The organism is Pseudomonadota bacterium, from assembly GCA_018817425.1.
In the GTDB taxonomy this organism is placed as follows: Bacteria; Desulfobacterota; Desulfobacteria; order Desulfobacterales; family RPRI01; genus RPRI01.
In genome coordinates this window covers 40,747-64,853 of sequence record JAHITX010000123.1, presented here as the reverse complement: position 1 = coordinate 64,853, position 24,107 = coordinate 40,747, and the positions used below count along the sequence as shown (strand labels likewise).

The following is a 24,107-nucleotide window of genomic DNA, read 5'->3' as shown; positions in this document are numbered from 1 at the left end:
CCCTCCGAATACATTCTAAATCACCATATTCAATTTTGCTTGGCCGGGGCCCAGTTCTTTGATTTGTGATACAAGTTCGCGCATAATTTCTGCCAGACGAATTCCGTCACTTGCTCCTATCCATGTTAATCTTAATCTTTTAGAATCAAATCCGAATTGAGGAAGGATTTCTTTTAACAGCTTGATTCGCCTGCGTGCTTTATAATTTCCGTTAATATAATGGCAGTCGCCAGGATGGCAGCCGCTGACCAGCACTCCGTCTGCACCTTCCAAAAAGGCTTTGATGATAAATTGCGGGTCAACCATGCCGGTGCACATTACCCGGATGATTTTTATATTAGGAGGGTATGACAGACGTGAAGTTCCGGCTAAATCAGCAGCAGTGTAAGTACACCAGTTGCAAAAAAAAGCCACAATTGTCGGTTCAAACTCGCTCATATTTAAGTTCCTTTCAGTAAATATTAGGATTCAAGGATTCGAGGGGTCAAGGGTTCACGTGAAATCTGATTATGTTTTAACCCCGAACTTTTGAATACTTGCACCATTTTGATAAACTTTATGTCTGATGTTAATGTAGTTATATTAACCTGCCAGCAAGCCGTCGATTTCGGAAAAGATCTGCTTGCCCGTAAAATGCCGGATCTGGGCGGCGCCGCTTGGGCAGTAGCCGGAACAACTTCCGCAGCCTTTACATACGGCTTCATTAACCTCGCTTATTCTTTTTAATTCATTAAATTCAATTGCCGAATAGGCGCATAGATCTATGCAAATCCGGCAGCCTATACATACATCGGGATCTATATGTGAAATCATAGGAGATACTGATACTTTTCCCGAAGCACTTAAGGCCAGGGCTTCGGCGGCAGCTCCTTTTGCCTGTGCAACGGTATCCGGAATATCCTTTGGGCCCTGGCATGTTCCCGCCAGAAAAATACCACTTGTAGCAGTAGAAACCGGTTCGAGTTTCGGATGTTCTTCAAGAAAAAAGCCGTCACCTCCAACACTTATTCCAAATGTTCGCGATACCTCGTTTGTATCGGGACGCGGTTCCATAGCAGTACACAGGATAACCATTTCAACAGGAACTTTTAATATTCTGTCTGAAAGTGTGTCTTCGGCTGTTACTGTGAGGAGACCGTTTTTTTCTTCAATCCGTGAAGCTTTGCCGCGAACCATGCGTACACCTTCACTTTGAACGCGTTTGTAAAATTCTTCATACCCTTTGCCGAAGCAGCGCATATCAATATAGAAATTATATACTTCGGTATCATGCCCGCATTTATCCTTGATAAGATGCGCATATTTAAGCGCATACATACAGCAGGTACGTGAACAGTATTCGTGAAAATTGATGTCGCGACTTCCTATGCAATGTAAAATTGCGACACTTTTGGGAGGTTCCGTAAACTTCAAACGGTCATAAGAGTTTCGTTTAAGGATTTTTCCGCCTGTTGGTCCCGTAGCATTTGAAAGACGTTCAAACTCCAGGTTGGTAAATACATTTGGATACTTACCGTAACCGTACTGAGGCATGGGACTTGGGTTTAAAGGATCGAAACCGGTTGCGACAATTATTGATCCGACATCGATTTCTTCTATCTCATCTTTCATTAAATGATTAATTGCTTTTGCTTCGCATGAAGATACGCAAAGCTTGCATTCACAGCATCCGCCGCAATTTATGCAACGCGAAGCTTCATTTATTGCTTCTGTTTCCGCTAATCTTAAGCTGACTTCTTTGAAAGAAGTAATGCGTTCCCTGACCTCCCGATGCTGCAAGTTTACCCTGTCATTTTTTTGGATAAATTGGGGTATTTCAGCCCAGTTTTGACCCGGTGTACCCTTTGAAGCTAAGTTTGCGCTCAATATATCAAGATCATCTCCGCAAATATAACAGTGGATAGCATCAACTGCTTTCCGGGCTGCGGATACAGCTTCAACAACAGTTGCAGGCCCGCTGACTGCATCGCCTCCTCCGAATATGTAAGAAATATTTGTCTGCATGGTATGCGGATTTACATGTATGGTATTTCGTTTTGAAACTTGCACAAGTTTATCTTCGACAAGCCATTTTACTTCCGTTTTTTGTCCTATTGCGGGAATTACCGCATCACACTTAATGACAAACTCCGATCCTGAAACGGGCACGGGCCGGCTACGGCCGGTTGCATCAGACGCACCAAGTTCGTTTTTGATACACTCAACAGCATCAACTTGCCCGTTATTTCCATGAATAGAAATTGGCGCTGTAAGATAATGGATTTTAATTCCTTCTTCCAGCGCATCCCTGATTTCTTCATGATAAGCCGGCATCTGCTCGCGGCTGCGGCGATAAATAATATTTACCTGTTTGCAACCTATTCGCAATGCAGATCTTGCAGCATCAATAGCCACATTGCCGCCACCGATAATTACGACCTTGTCACCGGGTTTTTTTATAATACCCAGATTTACATTTCTTAAAAACTTGACAGCATCGATAACACCCTCTAAACCTTCTTCACCGGGAATGCCGAGTTTAAGACTGTTATGAGCGCCGATTCCGAGAAAAATCGCTTTAAAGCCCTGGTTTTTTAAATCATCAAGGCTAAAATCAATTCCTAATTTTTTCTCCGTTTGAACTTCTATACCAAGCCGCAGGATGTTTTTGATTTCCTTATCAAGTATATCAGGCGGAAGCCGGTAATCCGGTATACCTACACGAAGCATGCCTCCTAAGACCGGCAGGGCTTCAAAGATAGTAATTTGGTAACCTTTTAAGCGCAGGTAATATGCTGCCGATAGACCTGCAGGACCTGATCCTATAACCGCCACTTTGTCGTCAAGATCTTTGATATCAGGTGTGGGCAGCATGGAAATATCCGTTTGATCTGTCGCAAATCTCTTCAGGTCACGTATAGCAACAGCGCTATCTACTTCGCCTCTGCGGCAGGCTTTTTCACACGGGGCAGGGCAAACACGTCCCAGTGTTGCCGGCAAAGGCAGTCGTTCCATAATCAGATTCAGGGCTTCTTTGTACTTCCCTGATTTAATTAATGCTACATATCCCTGCACATTTGTGCCTGCCGGACAGGTCTGGACACAAGGGGCTCTGTCATATTTATCGATACAATAAGTAATAGGAACTGCCTGGGGAAACGGGCGGTATATAGCCTTTCTGATTTTAGTATTTACATCCCAATCATTTGTAAATTCAACCGGGCATACTTTTTCGCACTCACCGCAGCCGGTGCAGTTTTTTTCAATAAAACGGGATTTTTTTCTGACCTTTACCTTGAAATTACCTACAAAACCGCTAACATCTTCAACCTCGCTATAAGTGAGTAATTTGATGTTCGGCTCCTGGCCTACTGAAACCATCTTCGGCGTGCCGATACAGGCCGCACAGTCAAGGGTAGGAAATGTCTTGTCATATTGCAGCATATGCCCGCCTACTGTAGGCTGTCTTTCTACAAGATATACTTTATATCCTGCTTTGGATATATCAAGAGATGCCTGCATGCCTGCAATGCCACCGCCTACCACAAGGGTGTTTGTACACACCGGAAACGTAGCAGGAGTAAGTATATGCTGATTTACAACTCTCATAATGCCGGCTCTTGCAAGGGTTTTTGCTTTTTCGGTGGCTTCATCTTCGTTTTCGGTTACCCATGAAACATGCTCGCGAACACATACCATATGAAATGCTTTGTATGGATTAAGGCCGCCCCTTTGACATGCGGCGCGAAACGTTTTTTCATGCATCCTGGGTGAGCATGATGACACTATCACACGGGTTAAATTATGTTCGCGAATGTCCTTTTCTATAAGTTCCTGTCCGGGATCTGAACACATAAACAGGTAATCACGTGAAACCACAACATTTGGTAAGGTAGCCGCATATTCGGCAACTTCTTTCACGCGAACCCTATAGGCTATATTAATGCCGCAATGGCAGATATAAAATCCGATTCTATCAGGCATAAACTACCTCTTTATTATAACTCGGCTTGATGTTATTTGTAATATCAACTTCGTATACTGTATTAACTGATTGCAGCAGCAATTGTGCCGGATCAGTAACGGTTATCCGGTGTTTTACACCTAGTTTTTCTACAGCGTCATTTAGCGTAAGAACACAAAACGGGCATGCGGTTACAATCATTTCAGCGCCTGTATCAAGCGCTTCTTCTATTCGCAACATACCAAGCTGATTGCTTTTCCGGCCACTATTGTAGTAATTATTCCAGGCGTCTGTGCCAAATCCGCCGCAGCAAATGCTGCCTTCTCTGTTATTTCCCATTTCAACGAGCTTAAGACCCGGAATGCTTTGCAGTATACGCCGCGGCGCTTCGTAAATATTATTGTATCGACCCAGATAGCAGGGGTCATGATAAGTAACCGTTGATTCGATTTTTCCAAAAGGTGTTAAACGGCCCTTTAAAATCAGTCTTTCGAGAAGTTCGGTATAATGCTCACAGTTTACTTGGCCCTTTAAACCAGGGTAATTGTTTTTAAAGGAGTTTAAACAATGAGGTGATGTTGCAAGTATTGTTTTTACGTTTTCATACAAAAACATTTCGGTGTTTCTTGTGATAAGCTTACTAAATGTATCATCTGCACCTGCCTTATGGGCGATATCACTACAGCAATTTTCTTTATTGCCGAGTGTGCCGAAATTAACTCCGGCATGATCCATAAGTTGCGATAAAGCACGTCCGGCTTTTTGGTTTTCGGCAGTATAAGCCGTTGTGCAACATGTGAAAAGGCAGTATTTATTATCGGGTGTAAAGGATGCGATACTTAAATCGTCTGTCCAGTCAATTCGCTTCTTAGGATCTTCGTTCCATGGGTTGCCGTTTATTTTCAAGCTGTCAAGAGGCGCTTTAAGTGATTCATGAATTTTGCCGGAAGATATATTGAGGGTTCTTACAGCACGTATGACTTCTATTATGTCTATCCCCCGCGGGCAGTTTATGCCGCATGTGTTGCATGTAAGACAATCCCATGCGGCATTTTCGACCGACTCCTGTGTTCCGTTATTAAATGCAAGTTTGCGCAAAATACGGCGGGGGCTGTAATCTGAAACTAAATTAACGGGACATACGCTGGTACATGTTCCGCATTGCTGGCATACCATAAATGTTTCGCCGGCTTTTTCAATTAATTCTTCAATATCTATATCGGATGCCTTTGATGCCTTATCTTTTACAGCAGATAAAAACAGAGCCAACGGTCTGTAGAACATGTGGGACCACTTTCCGAAAGGAACTTCAATCACAAGCATAGGTACTGCAATTGCTAAATGTATAACATATATTACGTATGTTCCCATGGGCCATCCGGCAAGACGTACTATATGCATCATTATTCCGGTTAAAGTTGTAAGAAAAAGAAGTATCAGAAAAAGCCAGTCGGAAAGCTCTGAATAACGGTGTATTGTTTCCTGCTTTTTCATACGGCTTAAAAACATTTCCACTGTTATAAAAAGAAGAACAGCTGTGGCATAGTAGCCGAAAATACTTGTAAAATGCCAGCTGCTGTCATCTACCTGAAACCATCGTATACAAATAATGATAAGCGTCATCATGGTAAGATAGCCGGTTACAAGGATGAAGTGTTTCACCCATCGGCTTTTATCATCTGAGCACTTACTCCAGCGTTTTTGTGTGGCAAAGTTTAAAATAAATGTTTTTGCTTCCTTAATATAAAGAATAAAGGGTGCATTTGTGTCCCCCATTATATATCGAAACATCCTGAATGCATTGGAAAGAAGAAAAGTGGAAAGTATTGTTGCCATCAAAAGATCACCGATTTCAATCCAGATAACCGGTGCAAATGTATTTACCGAAACATGATCGGTAATTATGGGGCCGTGAAAAAAAACAAAAAGTAATACAATAAAAAGTGCCACTGAGGCTAATGCGCCGATTTCCCAGGCTGTAGACAGGTAAAGCTTTTTGGCAAGTCCGGTCCAGTCGTATTGAGTAGTCAACCAGCGCCGGACAGCCATCATGGTTTCTGCAGGTTCTGCTCCTCTGGGGCATTCCTTGTTGCATTCACCGCAGTAATAACAAAGCCAGGGTACGGATGATTTCAGCAGCTTATCTTTTAAACCAAGCTGGAGATACCGGTATATTTTTCGGGGAAAGGGATTATTTCCTTCAGATAAAGGGCATGATGCACTGCATGCTCCGCACTGCATGCAGATTTCCATATCCATTGCTCCGAATTTTGCAACTTCATTGTAAAGTTTTGGATCGACAGAATTATTAATCATGACATCTATCCGTTGGCATTAATTTGAGCACGGTATTTATAAGTTCTTCTGCTTCCGGCGGCTTTTCCAGAAAAGCTTCCGGTTCCGGAATGCCTTGCCTTGCCTTTATACTTTCAAATTTTTGGTAATGGGAAAAAGTTTCTTTGTTTATTGCCGAAAGCATTATAACCGGGATGCGCTGGAGCCGTTTGTCATACTTTAATGCCTGATAAGTCTGAATCCCGGATTCTTCAGGCATCATAACATCAAGTATTATAAGAGCAGGCAAATTCTTTCGTGCTTTTGCTAAACCCTGTTCACCATTATTGGCTTCAACTACTTCAAAGCCTTCAGCCCGCAAAAGATTTGAAAGAAAAATCAGTATATCCAATTCATCAGCTACAACTAATATTTTTTTGATTTTATTTCCATGTTCCATAAATGTTTTCCTCGGCGAACTGAAATGCTCCGTTTATAAAAAATCATGTTCTACGTATTTAATATGGAAATAAACAGCACAGGTTGTGCCAAAAAAGGGTGGTAGTAAGATATCTATTAATTTCAATGGGATATTGTTTATGAAAGGAAAACCGGAAAAGGGGTGTCAAGTTAAAGCAACATAATATGCAACATTAATTATTAAAGAATACCATATAAATATTATATATAATTATAAAATAAAATAATATTGCAAAAAGATGCAACATAAATAGTGTTGCATGCAACACTATTTTAAAATTTATTAATATTTCTTTTAATAGTGAATCGTAAAATATGAACAAGTTGCATATTCTTTAAAAGTATGATTATCATACATGCATGGGAACCATAATACCTGATTCAATTTTACCACGTGCAGCAGCTTCCGCAATCGAGCGGGCGGCACGTATTGCCCCGGTGGTGGTTCTGCTTGGCGCCCGACAGACCGGCAAAACAACGTTGTTGCATGCATTGCCACTGTTGCAAGGACGACCTTACCTCACACTGGACGACTTTGACCTGCGCACTCAGGCTGAGACGGAACCCGAAGCTGTAGTGGCAAGGGCCCACAGTCTGGTGCTTGACGAAGTGTAGCGCGCCCGTGAGCTACTGATAGCAGTTAAACGTGCCGTTGATACCGATCCGGCACACACTCCTGGCCGTTTCATTCTCACCGGGTCGGCCAACCTGCTAATGCTGGAAAGAATCGGAGAAACACTGGCTGGGCGGGCGGTGTATGTAACCCTTTGGCCCTTCACCAGGCGCGAACGATTGGGGCTGGGTTGCGCCGGGATATGGAGTGAGCTGCTGACAACACCCTATTCCGGCTGGCGCGAGATGCTGGATGCTCAGCCAAGCTATCCTGAAGGGTGGAAAGACGCAGCCATTCTGGGCGGATTGCCTGTTCCGGCTCACCGCCTCACCAACAGAGAGGATCGTGCGCTCTGGTTTTCCGGTTATGTGCAGACTTACCTGGAACGTGATCTGCAAGCCCTGCGTGCAGTGGAAAACCTTGCTGATTTTCGCCGCCTCATGCGGGCGGCCTGTCTGCGTATTGGTAATCTTGTCAATCAGACCGAACTGGGGCGTGATGTAGGTATCGCCCAACCCCAGGTTCACCGCTTTCTCAACCTCATGGAAGCAAGCTATCAGGCTGTGCGCCTTTCCGCCTATGGCGTTAATCGAACCCGTCGGCTCATCAAATCGCCCAAGCTCTACTGGAGTGATACCGGACTTGCTCTTTTCCTGGCCGGGGAAATTGAACCGAGGGGGGCTCACCTGGAAAATATGGTACTTACGGACCTTTTAGCATGGCGTGATCTGCAGGCAATTCGTCCCGAAGTGCTCTACTGGCGAACGGCCACTGGGATTGAGGTGGATTTTGTTATCGAAACACCGGACAAGCTGCTGCCCATAGAGATCAATGCCTCCGCCCGTGTTACAACCGCCGACGCCAAAGGTTTGGAATCTTTTCTTGATGAATACCCCGATCTTGTGGATGGAGCGTTACTTTTGTATGGCGGTGATCAAACTTTCCCGCTTACACGACGCGTAATGGCTGTGCCTTGGTGGAAGGTGATCTGAATAAATGGAGAGGACATGATATATAAGAAAAAACTCGTTGAATTCGCACTGCCGCTGGATGCTATCAACAAGACTACCTCTCGTGTTACGACTTCTGATGCCAGGGGTCTGGACTTTCCTTGACGAATACCCCGACCTTATGGATGGTGCATGCTTCTGCATTGCTGTGACCAAACCTTTCCGCTTACCCGGCGCGTAATTGCTGCACCTTGGTGGAAGGTAATTCGAATAGGCGGATGTAGTGCAGCCTGCTTCTGTTTGAAAGAGCAGAAAATCGGTTTTTGCGAACGGGCTTTACTGATTCTTCTTATCAAAGGCTTGGGTGAAACTGTGATATTTATAAAATATTCCTATTTTATAAATTGATATGTTATTGCTCAATCTATTCAAAATAAATTTTTTTTATTACATATTCTAAATCTAATGCCAATATCAGCGCTTTTATAAAGATGCCTGTTGGATATTCATTTCGCCAGCCTCCTTAATTCGTTTAAGAGCTTATCGATATAACCGTCCGGGTCATCAGTCATGAATAGGACATGCATTTTTTCAAGCTCCTCCTGAGTGCTGCCCCATTTCAATTGTGGATATCTCGACCAGGAGAGTATAAAGCTGTTTAAAATTACAGATGGATCGTTCAGGCGTTTTTCTACATCTTTAATGCGCTTGTGAAATAATATCTTATCGCTTGCAGGGCCTTCGTGCAAAAGTCCATGTGGTTCGATGAAGGTGACATATTGTTTTTTTCCGGTCAGAATCCATAGTATGAAGTCGGGGTGAAAATTACCGGCCTCAAAGAAACCTACTCCTTTGCCTCGGCTCATATTTCTGAGAAGAAAGAGTTCAATACCATCCTTATCCAATCCGGTCTTATGGTTGCCACACCATTTTTTTAAATCGGTTACAAATCTATATTCGCTTTCATTCAGAGCTACAGGTAAAACGGTAACCTTTCCGCCAGCCCGGACATGAAACAAAGGCTGAAAAAGATGCTTGCCAAAATTACATGCGTTTAAATCACCTATCTTAAGCAGCTCATCCTTTTTCTCTTCCAGGTTTTTTTTGATTTGCCGAATTCCCTGAATAACCTGTTCCTCATCACCGTCAACGATTAGTTGATAAAACTCTTCCTTTGGCAAGTTGTCATCATCAGGTGTCAATTCCCGCAGTTCCAAGCGCGGTTCAATAAACTCGCGTTTGCAATAGTTATAGAAATGTTCACAATATCGTTTCAGCAGTTCTGTAACTATTTGCTGTAAGAGCATAACACCATCAAAATCTTCCGGATTCAGTCTGGCCTCCGGCAAGTAAAGGGTGTACCAGTCATTTCGGGACAGTAGTTCCTTTATGCCTTCTTTGGAAATATTTAAGTTGTACCAGCTTTTTTCACGTTTGAACTGCTCAAGTTCAAAAAAAAGTTCATCGTAATTCAGAAGAGTGAGATGCTGTTCACGCAGCAAAACACTGTCTTTTTTGGTCGCAAGCATTGTTCCCCGCGACTGTACGGCCTGAATACGCGGATACCAATCTGCTACGACCGTATTATGCGTCATATAATCAGGAACAGCGCCAACAGATGGCACCGGCGCATCTTTTTTGAAATCATATTCCTTGCCATCAGATGCTTTTCGTTTGGGGCGCAACATTTTTAATTTCTTGCCAAAATCGTAGGTCACGTTCAAAGGTATGGTGATGACCTTGCGGCGTTCATTACCCGGAAGACCTTCTTCTTTGAGGAATTCACGGAATTTCTCCATGAAGTCAGCCTCAATGCCGAATACATTAAGTGTTTCAAGTTCTTCAATGAATGCAGGATGGATAAGAGCATGGGATTTGCCGCTGCGTTTCAGACTCCAAGCATAACCTTTCAGGCGGACACCACGGCCAAACAACTGGATTATCTGCGAACCTTCGGATCTGCCTACGTGCATAAGGCCCATAGTGCTGACACGCCAACAGTCCCAACCTTCGACAAATTTTTTTGAACCAATCAGAAGATTGACCGGGGATGTGGAATTTTTAACGGATGCAAACATAGCCTCGGTAAAGTCAGTGTCTGCAACGGTAAGACGGGTGTCATTTTGAGCGGCGACCCCGGCTACATGATCACAGAGGCTTTTTGTATTACCGACATTAATCAGGCCAAAAGGAATCTCTGATGTACCTACACGCAGCGCTATTTCGCCGGATTCTCCTTTGATGCGTTCAAGAGTGAGGTTTCCACCTGCGGAGTTATTGAACAGGCGCAAGAGAATATCCCGATAAAGATCTTCTTCGTTTTCACCGGCATTTAAGGATCGGGCCAAATATGTATAAGCTCCGGCAAAGATATCGTTGCCGTCTTTGTCCAGAAGCCCGGTATCCTGACCCTTGCCTGTAAGGATTTCATGTATCCGGCGTTTTGCTGTTTGCCGGTTATCCAGAAAGTCGGCAATAAACTGAATGATCAATGCCACATCGGTAGCCACGATCTGGTCGTCCTTTGTCATCCTTCCGGAGGAAACAGTACTTCCTACAAAGATCCAAAGCGGTTTTTCCAGGTTGAATGCTTCGAATTCCTTTGTCTTTTCTTCGTAAATGCGAAGCTGTTGGTAGAACTTGAGCAGGCATGCGGTCATATATATTGCATAGGTTTCTTCAAAGGATTTGGGTAGATTAAGAATCTGATAATCCTTTCCGAATCCATCTTCATAAAACCAGCGGTAGGAATAGTCGAAAACAACAGTTTTGGCATAACTGTTTTCAAAGTCGGAATTTCCTGAAGCCTTAACAGCTTGTTCAAAGGTCGCTGAATACTCAAATGTGAACCCTTTTGCGCAAAGATCACCGCGCCGCGTAAACCAAACACCTTCTTCCTTTCCGCTCATTCCGCGATGGCCTTCGTCCACCAACAGCAGATTCTGGTCGCCCAGACTGCGGGTGGCTATAGTATTAGGGCCTTCCTGGTCGGCCAGCTTGGTGATTTCTACAACATCTATTTTACTTAAAGAACCTGATTTTTGAGGCTGAAGCCTTTCGACAAACCCAAAACCGCTATCCTGGAATTCGGAAACGTGTTGTTCCGAAAGTCTTTCATTTGGAGTTAGCAGAATGACGCGGGAAAGATCCTTATCCTTGCGATGCATCTTTGCATAATGACGGTACTGTAAAAGGTTTACATGCATAAGCAAAGTCTTGCCGCTGCCGGTTGCATTTTGCAGACAAAGTTTGTTCAGGTCATCCTCGTTATAAAAAGGTACATCGGCGTAATCGTTCCAATGCCGGTTGAAACGCTCAACAAATTCATTAAGTTCATTCAACAAACCTTCCCGGTTGCTAAAGAAACGATCAAGGTATATTTCAACAAAAAGCAATGTGAGCCACTGGTAATACTTCCAGACTATCCGGCGATGACGTTTTTCATTGATGGTTTTGGTCTGCCGGACAATGTTTTCTTCGTAGAGCAGTATTTGATCCTTGCTCAATGAGCAAGTATCATTCCAGAAAAGATTGCTGTCCACAAGTGAATGGTAGAAGTGGTGAAGATTGTCATGGTCCACTCCCTCCGTTATCTGGTTCCTGATTGGATCAGAAAGTAAATGGAATGGTCGCAATTTTTGACCGTACAGATTATGCTCGGCAAGAGGATCGATACCAAACAGACTTATAAGCCACTGGTTGAGCAGCAGTTTGTTGCGGAAGGCATGTTTTTGATGCTTTTGGCGTTACGCTTTGCCATGCTTCTTGTCTCCCTTTTTTTTGCCTCCGGCAGGCAATTGTTTGGCCGCCTCTTCCAGTTGTTTTATGTATTCCGACTCTCCCAAAGACTCCTTATATTCTCTGCGCCGCACTTCAAACTTTTCATATTCCGCTCCGGCATGATCCTCGGCCGATTGTTTGCTTATTTTCCCGGCATTAGGAAGCACTCTTCGCTCATTGAAGCGTAAAAACTCATCCAGTTTTTGCTCCCAGTCTTTCATAAACACCTGCTTACGGCGTTTGGCCTGATCTTCGGCAAAATCCAGCCACATAACGACAATCCGGTTCAGCTCATCGACTTCATTTTCTTTCAGGTAGTTTTTCGCAATACCAACATCGGTCTTACGAACTGCGCTTCCGTTCCAGATGGTCAGACCCATATTGGGAAGCAGGTGATCCGCGCGCGATTGGATCAGCTCGGCAGCGGTCATACCAGTAGCAGCGAAATGCAGCTTGTTCTGAATTATGCTGAAAAATTTCGTTGTCTCCGACCATGACGGTTCGTAATCAGATGCCATAGCGAAGATTTCCTTCACCCGTAAATACATTCTTCGCTCACTGGCACGGATATCGCGGATACGCGCCAGCATTTCATCAAAATAATCCGGAACGGCGGAACCCTTCACGGGAGGATTTTTCAGCCGTTCGTCATCCATAACAAACCCCTTGATAATATACTCTTTCAGCCGCTGGGTTGCCCAGATTCTAAACCGGGTTGCGATCAGGCTTTTCACTCTGTAGCCAACCGAAATAATCATATCGAGATTATAATAATCAAGCTCTCGTCGAACTTCCCTGTTTCCCTCAAAACGAACTGTCAAGTATTTCTTGACAGTTGCCTCCGGAAGCAGCTCGCCCTCCTCATAAATACTTTGAATATGAAGGCTTATATTCTGCTTGCTTGTTTGAAAAAGCTCCGTCATCATTTGTTGGGTCAGCCATACAGTTTCATTTTCCAGACGCACATCCAATTTTATCCGACCGTCGTCAGTCTGATAAACGAGCACTTCGCCTTTAGAGGTATCCATTTCATGCTTTTTGCGGGTATCGTGTTTAGTCATTACACTTCCTCCACATCCCACATGCGTTTCATAAATTCTTCTTCAATGAGACGCACCTTCCAGTTTTCGTCATCCAGTTTCAGGTTCGGCAGGTTATTGCTGCCATTCACATAGATGGTATTGAATTCGAAATCGCGGGTGCTGATGCGGTTTTTCTGAAACCACTCATCCAGCATGGCATTATCTTTCTCAAGATCGCCGGTAAGCTTGCGCCAGACAATCAATACCTTCTCGCGCTGCCCGTTATTGGGATTGGCTGGGTCCTTATCTTTGTTTGCGGTTAACCATTCCTGGTAAATCAGTCCTGATGTGTCATCTTTGTTGGTGCCGTTAAAAGTCAGAACTTGTCCGGCATACCCTTTGCTTTCAAGAAAATCTTTCAACCAACTCTGCGTACGCCTCGATTCAGTAAATATGATAACCTTTTTGCTTGCTCCCAACTCTTCCATCTTGCTGAAGCCGATTTCCAGTGCTTTCAAAAGCGCTTTGGTCTTGGTATCTATACCGATACTTCTGGCCCAACGGATATAATCATTCAGTTCGCTGATTTCAGCTTCAAGCTTTTTCAGGTCAACCTGCTTTGAAGCCGTTTCAGATGGCAATTCAGTTGATTGTGAAGCACTTCCAATAAGGCTATCTTCCTCATCTTCGAGAAGTTCATCCATAAGATCGTCGTCAAGCTCTTCACCGGAGATTAGAACCTCCAAAGCATTCAAACTTTTTTTAGTTTCTTCCTTAAGTTTAAGCAACCGGTCCCGCATGATTTCCAAAGTGCCGGCGACTGCATGCGGAGAAGAAGCAAGTACCTTACGGACTATAAGGATAAGCAGATGTTTTTGGCCGGATGGTATTGCGTAGCTATTGTCCCGTTTGAGATAAGCTGATACGGCCTCATACAGTTTATGCTCCTGCTCGGTTGGTTTAAAAGGGCGAGTTATAAGCTTTCGTTCAGTATAACGTACGAATTCAGTTACCTGACTTCTAAGCGTGCGCTGGCAGAAAGTTGACAGACGATCTCGCAATTCAGAGATATCTCCGCTATAATTTATAAATTGGGTTCTGAACGAAGCCAGATCTCCGAAAAGCCGATCATCGATAAGGGTTGACAGGCCATAAAGCTCTATCAAGGAATTTTGGAGCGGTGTTGCAGTCAGGAGGATTTTTTTTCGATCTTCAGTAGCACATCGGATATGCTGTCCTATCCGGTTACTTTGCCGGTATGCATTGCGCAATTTGTGAGCTTCATCGATAACGACAAGGTCCCAGGCGATTTCTTTGATTTCTTCAGCTTTGCCTGACGCATAATGCATTGAACAGATTATTATTTTGTTATCCCGAAAAGGATTATGAGTTCCGTTTTTTTGCTGTTCCTTAAATGTCTTGGCATCAAGTATAATTAAAGGCAGATTGAATTTTTCAGATAATTCCAGTGCCCATTGCTTCCGTATCGATGCCGGGCATATAATAAGAATTTGTCTTCTACGTTCAGCCCAGTACTGGCAAAGCACCAAGCCTGCTTCAATTGTTTTGCCAAGACCTACTTCATCAGCAAGCATAACACCTTTTGAAATAGGAGAGCGAAGCGCAAAAAGAGCAGCCTCAATCTGGTAAGGATTCAAATCAACGCATGCATCGAATAATGCACGGCCAAGCCTGACAATGCCACTTCCACCAACCCGGCTTAGTTCATGCGCATAATACTTTGCATGATAGCCCGTTATCATTTCTTCGAATCCTTTTATGTTTCGTGCAACGATAGCCTTAACCAATTTATTTACTCTGTCGTTCTCAAATTTTCAAAGTTGCCTTATCTTTAAGCCCAAGAATGAATTGTTGTTCATTAATAAACCAAAAAGAACAGCGTTACAATATATTTGCGGACAATATATTGTCAAACGTTTTATCCGGTTATTTTGATGAGTTAACTTATCATAAATGAGTTAAAACTATGGGGATATTAGAAGCAGAATAAATTACACTTAAGTTTCTAATATTCATGATTGTAAATAAAGCTTAACATAGAAATTTATTTTCCCAGATACCTTTCAATAACCACAGGATATTTACCAGCCATAAAACCTTTGATAAGTCTGTATTTAAACAATTCAAACCAGCTGCAATCGGAACATTATTCTGGCAGTTGCTTTATAATATTATAACGTTTCATTTTTCTCCAAAGCGTGGTGCGCTCCATTTTTAAAGCATTTGCTGCTTGTGTGCGGTTCCATTTATTGTTTTGCAGGGCTTTTAGAATGGTCTCTCTTTCTTTATTTGCTGTTGCCGGTTTTTTGTGATCCTGGTTCTCATCAAAATTGGTACACGAAGATTTAAAATCCTTTAGTATATAATTGGGCAGATGGTGCAATTCTATTCGTTCTTCCTGACTTATGATCAATGCGTGTTCAAGTATGTTTTCCAGTTCTCTTATATTACCTGGATAATTGTAATTAAGAAGTACTTCCATTGCTTTTTCCGAAATATCTTTTGTAAGGTGCATACTTGGCCCGAAATGTTTTCTCATGATATGCCGGATAAGAAGCGGAATATCGGATCTTCTGTCTTTAAGAGGAGGAATTTCTATCTGCAAAACATTTAACCTGTAATAGAGGTCTTCGCGAAACTGATGTTTATCAACAAGATTTTTAAGGCCGCGGTTACTTGCCGATAGAATGCGGATATCCACTTTAACGGGACGCCTGCTGCCAAGAGGATAAAATTTTTTATCTTCTAACACATGCAGCATTTTTGCCTGAAGAGACAGCGGAAGATCGCCAATTTCATCAAGCAGAATTGTTCCTCCGGAAGCTTCCTGGAATCTTCCGGGTTTATCGCGGTCTGCACCGGTAAAAGCACCCTTTACATAGCCAAACATCTCCGATTCAAGCAGGTTTTCAGGAAGGGCTGCGCAATTTACTTTAACAAAAGGTTTGCCGGCTCTAGTGCTTTCGGAATGTATTATTTTTGCCAGAAGATCCTTTCCGGTTCCGGTAGGGCCTTCTATTAAAACAGTTGAGTTTGTACCTGAAACAACACGCGTAATATCAAATATCTTTTGCATTGAAGGATCTTTGCCGATCATGTCATGAAACGTATAGCGGTCGCTGATAGCCTTGTTAAGCTGATAAACTACCGTAAGATCATAAAAAGTTGAAAGTCCTCCGACAATATATCCTTTTTCGTTTTTAAGAGCCATAAAGCTTGCGCGTATCGGTATGATATCACCGTTATTGGTTCTCATACGGCCATTACGGTTGCTGCGTGTGTTGCCGTTTTCTATGGAATCCTTCAGCATTTCAAGATCGATTTTTCCTGCCCCTTCAAACAGTGTTGCGCATGGTTTTCCAAGAACCTGATTTCTGGCATATCCTGAAATCGTTTCCGCCGTATTATTGAAAAAAGTGATATGTCCTCCGCGGTTAACAGTGAAAATGCCTATATCAAGATTCTCCAGGATCATTTTAAGGCTTCTTTCTTCAAAATGAACCCGGTTAATCAGATCTGTAATAGGATAATGATCCTGCAAAATGGTTAAACAACCAACCAGTTCCTGTTTGGAATCATATATTGGCGTTGCAAGGCGGGTAACGAGTCTGTGCGGGGCTTCAGTTACTTTGGTAGTCGGATCATCATCCCATGCCTTACCGCTTTTGAAAAGACATTTTATCATGCATGGAACACCGCAAAATACTTCCCGGCAATCCTGGTTTTCGGCTTCGTCTTCTTTAAGCCCCATAAGCGCCTGTGCGGTTAGGTTCATGGACGATACTTTGCGGTGAATATTTACTGTGAAAGCGCCGACATTCAATTCATCCAATAATTCCAGCAACTGATCGCTTTCGATATTCCTGTCGTTTTTGTTTTGTGTTTTTTGAGACATTTTAACTTTCCGGTAATTTACTATCTGAAGGTAGCCTAAGAGTAAAAACCGAGCCCTTGTCAGGCCGGCTTTTTACATCAATGCTGCCCTTATGTCGCTTTATTATTCCATATACTGTTGGAAGGCCGAGGCCTATACCATATCCATTTCTTTTGGTTGTAAAAAAAGGTTCAAAAATATGAGCAAGATTTTTTTCGCTAATTCCGTGTCCTGTATCTTTTACGCTTATTGCCACAAAACCTTTATCTGGGTCATTTTCAGCGCTTAGCTCAAGAGTGCCGCCGTCAGGCATTGCATCAACAGCATTAAATAATAAATTAATGATACACTGGTGCAATTGGTTAAAGTCACCTTTTACTTCAGGTAAATAAGGGCTTGTATATAATTTTAGATCAATTTTGCCAAGCTCCATTTTGTGTCGGCTTAAAAGCACACAATGGTTTAAAAGATTTTCAATATTGATTTTTATAAAAGCCGGATCAGACTTGCGGGAAAATGTTAAAAGACCGGATACTATCTGGGTACAGCGGCCAAGCTCACTTTCGATAAGCTCTAACTGAGATATGAATTTTATTCTGCTTTCTTCCGATAAAGCTCCTTTTGCCAGAGTCTTATGCATCAGTTTTATATAATTTAAAACACCGGAAAGAGGATTATTGATTTCATGCGCCACACTTGCTGCAAGTCGTCCAAGCGACATCATCTTGTCCTGATGCTGGATGTCTTTTAATTTCTTTCTTGCCGTATAACGATCTTTTGCCCGGGTTAAAGCTGTAAAAAAGGCATCATGGCCAATCGGTTTTGTTATAAAATCTGAAGCGTCAAGCTGTAGAGCCCGTATTGCAATATCCATCTCACCAAATGCGGTAGCAACAATTACTTCTGTATCGGGGATGTTTATTTTAAGAGTTTCAAGCACCTTTATACCATCCATACCCGGCATACGGATATCGGTTATTACAATCTGCGGAAGTATTTTATTGCACAGATCCACTCCTGCGATACCATCGGAAGCAGTTTTAACCAGGTAACCGGAATCTTTTAGCATCATAGCCATGACATCCCGGATATCTTCTTCGTCATCTATTACAACAACTGTCCATGAATTATTATCAGGCATTAGATTTATCCACAGTTATTATTTCATTAGCTTAGCAACCTTGTGAAGAGATGATGTGAAATCTTAGTGCTTAAAGTTAATATAACACGTTTATAAGTGCAGATAAAGCCGCATATTTACAAAAAGTATTGACAATAATGTCTGTTATAAAAATACTGATAAATGTATCTCTTCCTTTTTCTTGCCGAACTTAACCCGAAAGACTTTTATGAAATGGGACTGGAAAAAGGCAGCATTGTTATTTTGACATTTAAGCTTAAATGGATCAGAATATTATAAAATGCAGGGAGATAAACATGTACGAAAAAATCAGAAATAAATTTTCGGAAATAATTGATAAAAGAGGATTAGGTTCCGAAGAGATCAGAGTTGTTGCCAGAACTCTCACACCGGAAGAGGCGATAGGAAATCCCGAAGAACAGGATTATCCCATACAGAAGGGAAAAGAACGGGTAATGCAGGCGGAATTTAAAGGCGCCCTGGGGCAGGCATTTACGGATAGATTCGGCGATTTTACCGGTAGCCTTTCACAGGTTATTCAAATGGAGCCTACCAACAATTTCAGGCGGGCAATATTTGTTGCTACTGTTAATGCTGTGATGAGACATCTGGGGATGGTTGAAAAAACTGTACACTGCCGGGATCATGATCCTGTTCTTTGCGCCGGTGAACTGGTTGCATATGTCCAAAATAAATTTGGAAAACCCAAAGTTGCTCTGGTAGGGCTCCAGCCCAGGATGCTGGAGGCGCTGTCCGGCCTGTTTGAGGTGCGGGCTACTGATCTGGATTCGGAAAATATCGGCAAACAAAAGTTTGGCGTGATGATAGATTCCCCGGAAGAGACGGAAGCAAATCTAAACTGGTGCGATGTTGCAATTGTCACAGGAACTACACTTATTAATGACACGATAGGCGCTTTTATGAAACAAAAGCCCGTTATTTTTTTTGGGGTCTCCATTGCAGGACCTGCCCGCCTCCTGGGGCTTTCCCATTTTTGTCCTTATGGGAAATAGATTGGTACTCAGGGTTGGGCTCAAATTTCGCACGAAGTGACACGTAGTGAAGTATAGCGCTTGCCTTTAGCGCTATGCTCGAAATACTTAATGTATTCCTGTGGTTGAAATTTTCTCCCGCCCTGAGCTTGACCAAACTGGGACGTTTTGAAAGTGGCTCCTACAACTTTATTTATTATTTTGACGTTGTATGCTATTTATGAAATTAAAATAGTGTATAATTAATATACTAACTCGAATTCTTAATATTTCTTAATGAAAAAAACGAGGTATACCATGGCAAAAAAAATTCTTGTAATTGATGATGATCCTGTAATTGTAAAATATATTGTAAGCATTCTTAATGATAACGGCTATGAAACATTAACCGCATCGAGCGGAATTGAAGGGTGCGAAGCCTTAAAAAAGGTAAAACCTGATCTTATAACTCTTGATCTTCAGATGCATGAAGAATGGGGAACAAATTTTTACAGAAAAATTTCAAAAAATGAAGAATTCAAAGATATTCCTGTTTTAGTAATAAGCGGTCTTGCGGGCAGGCACCTTTCAATTAAAAATGCTGTTGCTTATCTTCCTAAACCTTTTGATCCGGATAAACTGCTTGGAATACTCAAAAGAACAATAGGGTAAGGCGTGGCAAATATTTTATTATCTGTTTGGTAATAAGTTTAAAATGAGAATAGGTGAAAAAATGGTGAATATTGGCCCTGTTAGTCTCCTGTTCTCTCAGGCTGTTGTACTTCTCTCATACGATTTTTTGCAGCCGATTGCTTTTTTCTGTCGGACAATTCCATGACTTTTGCGAGAATTTCAGTGGCCAGAATGGGGGGATCATTGTGCCCGTATGTCTCAATAGCTCCTCCCAAAGCATCGTTTAACACAGCCTGCCCCTGAAGAGAACGCGTTATTACGGTTGTCCAGCCTTCCGGCGAGCCTAAGCCGCCAAAAGAAAGATCCGCAAATTCAGCGCTATAATCAAAGCAGTAGTGGCAGGCATGGCGCTTCATGAAATCAAGCTGATCAAGGGAGATGTGACGTATCTCCTTATTGCGCAGATGTATCATGAGATGCTCTTTAACGTTGATCTTGTTAACCTCGTTCCATCGGAAACCGCCGATCTTTTCCAGTTGGTGCTGCTGTTCGGGACCAAAAATGAAATTACCTGTACAGAAAAGTCCGAAAATGATTGTAATGGCGTTAGCGGGCTCAATCCCCAGGGCCTGGATTCTCCTGATAGTATTAACCTGGCAGGGGGTTCCCACAAAGGCAACCCGGTCTAAACGTTTAGAGCTAATGTAGCCGACTTTAACAAAGGAAGGGGAATAGGTTGAATATAGTTCCGAAAAGAGCTGCAGGCCGTGAGAAGCATCAAAATGGAAGCCGGCAGATCCAATGATTTCCTCTTTGCTATGGGCAAGCCAAGGTCTCCGCTGAAACAATCCTGACTCTTTGGTGACGATGGCCCCATCAATATGGCCCTTTTCAAACAAATTGAGCAGCAGCGCAGTTACCACCCCGCCGTCGGTGGCACGTTCCTTAATGGCTGGGTTTGTAGTTCTGGCCACCAGGGAGCAAAGAGTGCGGCCCATAGGCGCCTCCCAGTTCACGAGATTTTTGACTTCCTCATCAAGTTCGTGGGTCTCAGGGCATATAGAATAGCAAATTCCGCCTCCTATACAGTTTTCTTTTCCTTCAGCTTTATACCGGGGGTTGCCTTCTTCATCCAACTCCAGACCCCCGTAGTTGAGGGCAGTGCAAAATGCCACACAGCCGCCACAGCGCTGGCAGAGTCCCTGTTTTTGAACTTCCTCAATCAGATCGGAAAAAGTTTTCATAGCTACCTCCTCTTTGGTATAAAAATAGGAAGCTGCCTTCTATTATTTAAAAGAAGTATATCAAAAAGCAGCTTGTTTATCAAAAATCAATATAAGATATTATTGTATCAACCAACAAACAATCACAGTGCATATATCTGCGCAAATATCTGGTCATTATCAAAACCTTTAAGCCTGATGGCTCCGGATCGGCAGGATGCCACGCATAATCCGCATCCCTTGCAAAGCGCCGGATTGATATTGGCTTTGCCGGGGAAGAATCTGGCGGTTTCTTCAATAAAAGAAGGAGCCGAGTACGGACAAATCGAAACGCAAACTCCGCAGCTGCTGCATGCCGCAGGAACAACTTCGGCTATGGTTCCGCTGGTATAAATGGTTTTACGTGCAAGCAGGGTTATCGCGCGGGTTGCAGCTGCCACCGCCTGAGCAATGGATTCGTCAATCGGCTTGGGTGCGTGAGCCAGGCCGCAAATAAAAACTCCATCCGTTGCGCAATCAACCGGCCTGAGTTTGATGTGGGCTTCCATGAAAAAACCATCGTTATTCAGGGTAGCCTTGTATTGTTGCGCCAGCGGATTTTTTGTGGGCGGTGTTATGGCTGTAGCAAGCACCAGAATATCCGGATTTATTTCCATTTTGCGGCGTATGACGGTGTCGGTAAACCTGACTTTCAAACCTTTTTCATCGGAACTGACATCTATGCCCTGATCCGCATGATATCGAATGAAAATAATCCCCTTTTCCCTGGCTTCCCGGTAAAGATCTTCGCGTAACCCGTAAGAGCGCATATCCCGATAAAGGATATATATACCCATTTCCGGGTTGAGCCTTTTAAGCTCTAATGCGTTTTTGATGGAATGGGTACAACAGACCTTGGAGCAATAAGGCCTTTCGGGAATTCTGGAACCGACGCACTGAATAAACAGGGCTGTTTTTTTCTGCGATACGGCCTGATCATTTTCAATCAGTTTACGATCCAGCTCAAGACTTGTAAGTACTCGTTCATCCTTGCCGTAAAAATACTGATCCGGCTTTAGTTCCAACGCCCCTGATGCGATAACTGTAACGCCATGTATCAGTTCCTCTGTCTTATCTCCTGTCCTGACGGTGGTTTTGAAGTTGCCGACAAAACCGTCCGTCTTGATTATTTCAGCGTTTGTAAAAATATCAATATTTTTATCCGCCTGGATCCCGGCTGTCATTCGGCTTAAATTCTGCTGTACATCCTCTCCCTGCCAGGTTTGATGAATATGCAAGGACTGACCGCCCAGCCGGTCGGTTTTTTCTATCAGGAACGTGTGGTATCCTTGATCTGAAAAAGTTTTTGCTGCTGTCATTCCGGCTATGCCGCCACCGATTACGAGAGCCGCCTGATTGACCTGAAGTTCGGCTTCTTTGAGAGGCTCCATGAGTTCAACCTTTGCAACTGCCATTCGTACGAGAGCTTTCGCCTTTTCTGTTGCGGCTTCAGGGGTACTTTTATGCACCCAGGAACACTGGTTTCTGATATTTGTCAGATCAAAGACATACTTGTTTAAGCCTGCATTTGTGAGGGTCTCCTGAAAGAGAGGTTCATGGGTTTTGGGAGTACAGGCGGCCACGACCACCCTATTCAATTGCTTTTCTTTGATGATAACGGACATGCTGTCCTGAGTGCCCTGAGAGCAACTGAACATGTTCTGCTCGGCATAGGCAACAGATTTCAAGTTCTTAGCGTATTCAACGACTGCCGGAACATCAATCACACCGGCAATATTGGTGCCGCAGCAGCAAACAAAAACACCTATCCGGGGCGGTTCGCCACGCGTATTCATCTCTTTGGCAAGCTCTTTCTGCCTGGTCAGGGTCCAGCGGGATTCGGTCAGGCAACTTCCGGCGCTGCCGGCAGATGCGCTCGCTTCAATGACCGAAGAGGGAATATCTTTCGGGGCCTCGAAAGAGCCGCAAACAAAAATGCCGGGCCTGGATGTGCTGACCGGTTCAAAGCTGTTGGTTTTGACAAAGCCGTAAGTATCCAATCGAATATTATTAGCGTTAGCAAGAGAAGATAGAGTCTTAGACACCTCCAGACCCACAGAAAGAACTACAATGTCAAATTTTTCTTCAACCCGATTACCGGATTCGTCAAGGTACCGGATCAGCTGATCGCCGCTGTCCGTCGGTACAATATTCGTGATTCTGGATTTGACGAAACGGACACCGTATTCATCCCTGGCCCGGTTGTAATATCTTTCAAAGTCTTTTCCATGGGTGCGGATATCCATATAAAAAATTGCAGCATCCAAAGGTTCCTTACTGTGTTCTTTAGCAAGCGTGGCTTCTTTGATTGCATATGTGCAGCAAACCGACGAACAGTAGCCCTTAGCGCCGATATGCACATCCCTTGATCCGATACATTGAAGCCATGCGATTTTTTTAGGCTCTTTTTTATCCGACGGACGAACCATGTGTCCACTGTAAGGTCCCGACGCCGAAAGTATCCGTTCAAATTCCAGACTAGTGACGATGTTGGAAGATTTTGTGTAACCGTAGACATCATGGTGCTTCGGGTCATAAGTTTCACAGCCGCCTGACAGGATAATCGCTCCCACATTGAGTGTCATATCTTTGGGTTGATCATCATAATTGATGGCATCGGCAGGGCAAAATTTTTCACAAGCCTTGCATTTCCCCTTGGTTAAAAAAAGGCAATTATCGGGATCAATGGCGTATTTCAGGGGAACTGCCTGAGCATATTTAACATAGATGGCCTTGCGTTTACTTAAGGAGCCATCGTAAATATTTATAACTTTTTTTGGGCACTTTTCCGCACACAGCCCGCAGGCGATACATTTATCCATATCAACATAACGGGGAAACTGCTTCAGAGATACCTCAAAGTTGCCTTTGTCACCTGATATGTTTAGAACTTCCGATAATGTCAGTAACTCTATATTTATGTGCCGGCCGACCTCGACCAGTTTGGGCGAGACGATGCACATGGCGCAATCATTGGTAGGAAAGGTTTTATCAAATTGCGGCATCAGCCCGCCAATGGAAGACGATCTCTCAACAAGATAAACATAATAACCGGAATCGGCCGCATCCAGAGCCGCCTGCATGCCGGCAATGCCGCCACCAACTACCATCACAGCGCCAATTTCTTTTTGGGACATTTTTTC

At 43.3% G+C, this 24,107-nt stretch carries 14 protein-coding genes and 1 pseudogene; 4 read left to right on the top strand and 11 right to left on the bottom strand.

Annotated features, from left to right (window positions below; translation table 11 throughout):
* Nucleotides 1–15: 15 nt before the first annotated feature.
* The 4 genes from KKC46_20540 to KKC46_20525 all read right to left on the bottom strand — a co-directional run bounded on the left by KKC46_20540 (nt 16) and on the right by KKC46_20525 (nt 6,677).
* Nucleotides 16–438, bottom strand: coding sequence for a hydrogenase iron-sulfur subunit (locus tag KKC46_20540; protein MBU1056188.1), 423 nt, complete (start codon nt 436–438; stop codon nt 16–18).
* A 144-nt stretch (nt 439–582) separates the two neighbouring features.
* Nucleotides 583–3,963, bottom strand: coding sequence for an FAD-dependent oxidoreductase (locus KKC46_20535; GenBank protein ID MBU1056187.1), 3,381 nt, complete (start codon nt 3,961–3,963; stop codon nt 583–585).
* On the bottom strand, nt 3,956–6,259 hold the full coding sequence (locus KKC46_20530; protein ID MBU1056186.1) for a 4Fe-4S dicluster domain-containing protein: 2,304 nt from the start codon (nt 6,257–6,259) through the stop codon (nt 3,956–3,958). The genes KKC46_20535 and KKC46_20530 overlap by 8 nt, the downstream gene beginning before the upstream one ends.
* On the bottom strand, nt 6,252–6,677 hold the full coding sequence (locus KKC46_20525; protein MBU1056185.1) for a response regulator: 426 nt from the start codon (nt 6,675–6,677) through the stop codon (nt 6,252–6,254). Before KKC46_20525 ends, KKC46_20530 begins: the two co-directional genes overlap by 8 nt.
* Before the next feature lie 392 nt (nt 6,678–7,069).
* On the opposite strand from KKC46_20525, the pseudogene KKC46_20520 reads away from it, so the two are divergent.
* Together KKC46_20520 and KKC46_20515 are read left to right on the top strand one after the other, a co-directional pair.
* Nucleotides 7,070–8,302 (top strand): annotated as a pseudogene (locus KKC46_20520) (ATP-binding protein).
* Nucleotides 8,303–8,452: 150 nt separating this feature from the next.
* On the top strand, nt 8,453–8,668 hold the full coding sequence (locus KKC46_20515; GenBank protein ID MBU1056184.1) for a hypothetical protein: 216 nt from the start codon (nt 8,453–8,455) through the stop codon (nt 8,666–8,668).
* Between the two features lie 98 nt (nt 8,669–8,766).
* Here KKC46_20515 and KKC46_20510 read toward each other — a convergent pair whose 3' ends face one another.
* The 5 genes from KKC46_20510 to KKC46_20490 all read right to left on the bottom strand — a co-directional run bounded on the left by KKC46_20510 (nt 8,767) and on the right by KKC46_20490 (nt 18,098).
* The gene (locus KKC46_20510; protein ID MBU1056183.1) at nt 8,767–11,970 is read right to left on the bottom strand and encodes a DEAD/DEAH box helicase family protein; all 3,204 of its coding nucleotides are present in this window, start codon (nt 11,968–11,970) and stop codon (nt 8,767–8,769) included.
* Between the two features lie 36 nt (nt 11,971–12,006).
* Nucleotides 12,007–13,068, bottom strand: coding sequence for a virulence RhuM family protein (locus tag KKC46_20505; protein MBU1056182.1), 1,062 nt, complete (start codon nt 13,066–13,068; stop codon nt 12,007–12,009).
* Between the two features lie 32 nt (nt 13,069–13,100).
* A complete protein-coding gene (locus KKC46_20500; protein MBU1056181.1) occupies nt 13,101–14,825 on the bottom strand; it encodes a DEAD/DEAH box helicase family protein in 1,725 nt (574 codons plus the stop codon).
* A 404-nt stretch (nt 14,826–15,229) separates the two neighbouring features.
* Nucleotides 15,230–16,978: a sigma 54-interacting transcriptional regulator gene (locus KKC46_20495; GenBank protein MBU1056180.1), complete on the bottom strand. Its 1,749-nt coding sequence runs from the start codon at nt 16,976–16,978 to the stop codon at nt 15,230–15,232.
* Between the two features lies 1 nt (nt 16,979).
* The gene (locus tag KKC46_20490; protein ID MBU1056179.1) at nt 16,980–18,098 is read right to left on the bottom strand and encodes a response regulator; all 1,119 of its coding nucleotides are present in this window, start codon (nt 18,096–18,098) and stop codon (nt 16,980–16,982) included.
* 296 nt (nt 18,099–18,394) lie between these two features.
* Between KKC46_20490 and KKC46_20485 the strand changes: the two genes are divergently transcribed.
* Together KKC46_20485 and KKC46_20480 are read left to right on the top strand one after the other, a co-directional pair.
* The gene (locus tag KKC46_20485) at nt 18,395–19,111 is read left to right on the top strand and encodes a hypothetical protein (protein ID MBU1056178.1); all 717 of its coding nucleotides are present in this window, start codon (nt 18,395–18,397) and stop codon (nt 19,109–19,111) included.
* 276 nt (nt 19,112–19,387) lie between these two features.
* Entirely contained in the window at nt 19,388–19,741 is a 354-nt protein-coding gene (locus tag KKC46_20480; protein MBU1056177.1) for a response regulator, read from the top strand.
* A gap of 80 nt (nt 19,742–19,821) precedes the next feature.
* On the opposite strand, the gene KKC46_20475 is transcribed toward KKC46_20480, so the two are convergent.
* Nucleotides 19,822–20,946, bottom strand: coding sequence for a Coenzyme F420 hydrogenase/dehydrogenase, beta subunit C-terminal domain (locus KKC46_20475; GenBank protein ID MBU1056176.1), 1,125 nt, complete (start codon nt 20,944–20,946; stop codon nt 19,822–19,824).
* A gap of 122 nt (nt 20,947–21,068) precedes the next feature.
* Entirely contained in the window at nt 21,069–24,101 is a 3,033-nt protein-coding gene (locus KKC46_20470; protein ID MBU1056175.1) for an FAD-dependent oxidoreductase, read from the bottom strand.
* Nucleotides 24,102–24,107 lie beyond the last annotated feature (6 nt).

Coding starts and splice junctions, on each gene's coding strand:
- KKC46_20480 (MBU1056177.1), top strand. CDS start 19,388: ATGGCAAAAAAAATTCTTGTAATTGATGATGATCCTGTAATTGTAAAA.
- KKC46_20470 (MBU1056175.1), bottom strand. CDS start 24,101: ATGTCCCAAAAAGAAATTGGCGCTGTGATGGTAGTTGGTGGCGGCATT.
- KKC46_20495 (MBU1056180.1), bottom strand. CDS start 16,978: ATGTCTCAAAAAACACAAAACAAAAACGACAGGAATATCGAAAGCGAT.
- KKC46_20505 (MBU1056182.1), bottom strand. CDS start 13,068: ATGGATACCTCTAAAGGCGAAGTGCTCGTTTATCAGACTGACGACGGT.
- KKC46_20540 (MBU1056188.1), bottom strand. CDS start 438: ATGAGCGAGTTTGAACCGACAATTGTGGCTTTTTTTTGCAACTGGTGT.
- KKC46_20485 (MBU1056178.1), top strand. CDS start 18,395: ATGTACGAAAAAATCAGAAATAAATTTTCGGAAATAATTGATAAAAGA.
- KKC46_20490 (MBU1056179.1), bottom strand. CDS start 18,098: ATGCCTGATAATAATTCATGGACAGTTGTTGTAATAGATGACGAAGAA.
- KKC46_20525 (MBU1056185.1), bottom strand. CDS start 6,677: ATGGAACATGGAAATAAAATCAAAAAAATATTAGTTGTAGCTGATGAA.
- KKC46_20500 (MBU1056181.1), bottom strand. CDS start 14,825: ATGATAACGGGCTATCATGCAAAGTATTATGCGCATGAACTAAGCCGG.
- KKC46_20515 (MBU1056184.1), top strand. CDS start 8,453: ATGCTTCTGCATTGCTGTGACCAAACCTTTCCGCTTACCCGGCGCGTA.
- KKC46_20535 (MBU1056187.1), bottom strand. CDS start 3,963: ATGCCTGATAGAATCGGATTTTATATCTGCCATTGCGGCATTAATATA.
- KKC46_20530 (MBU1056186.1), bottom strand. CDS start 6,259: ATGATTAATAATTCTGTCGATCCAAAACTTTACAATGAAGTTGCAAAA.
- KKC46_20475 (MBU1056176.1), bottom strand. CDS start 20,946: ATGAAAACTTTTTCCGATCTGATTGAGGAAGTTCAAAAACAGGGACTC.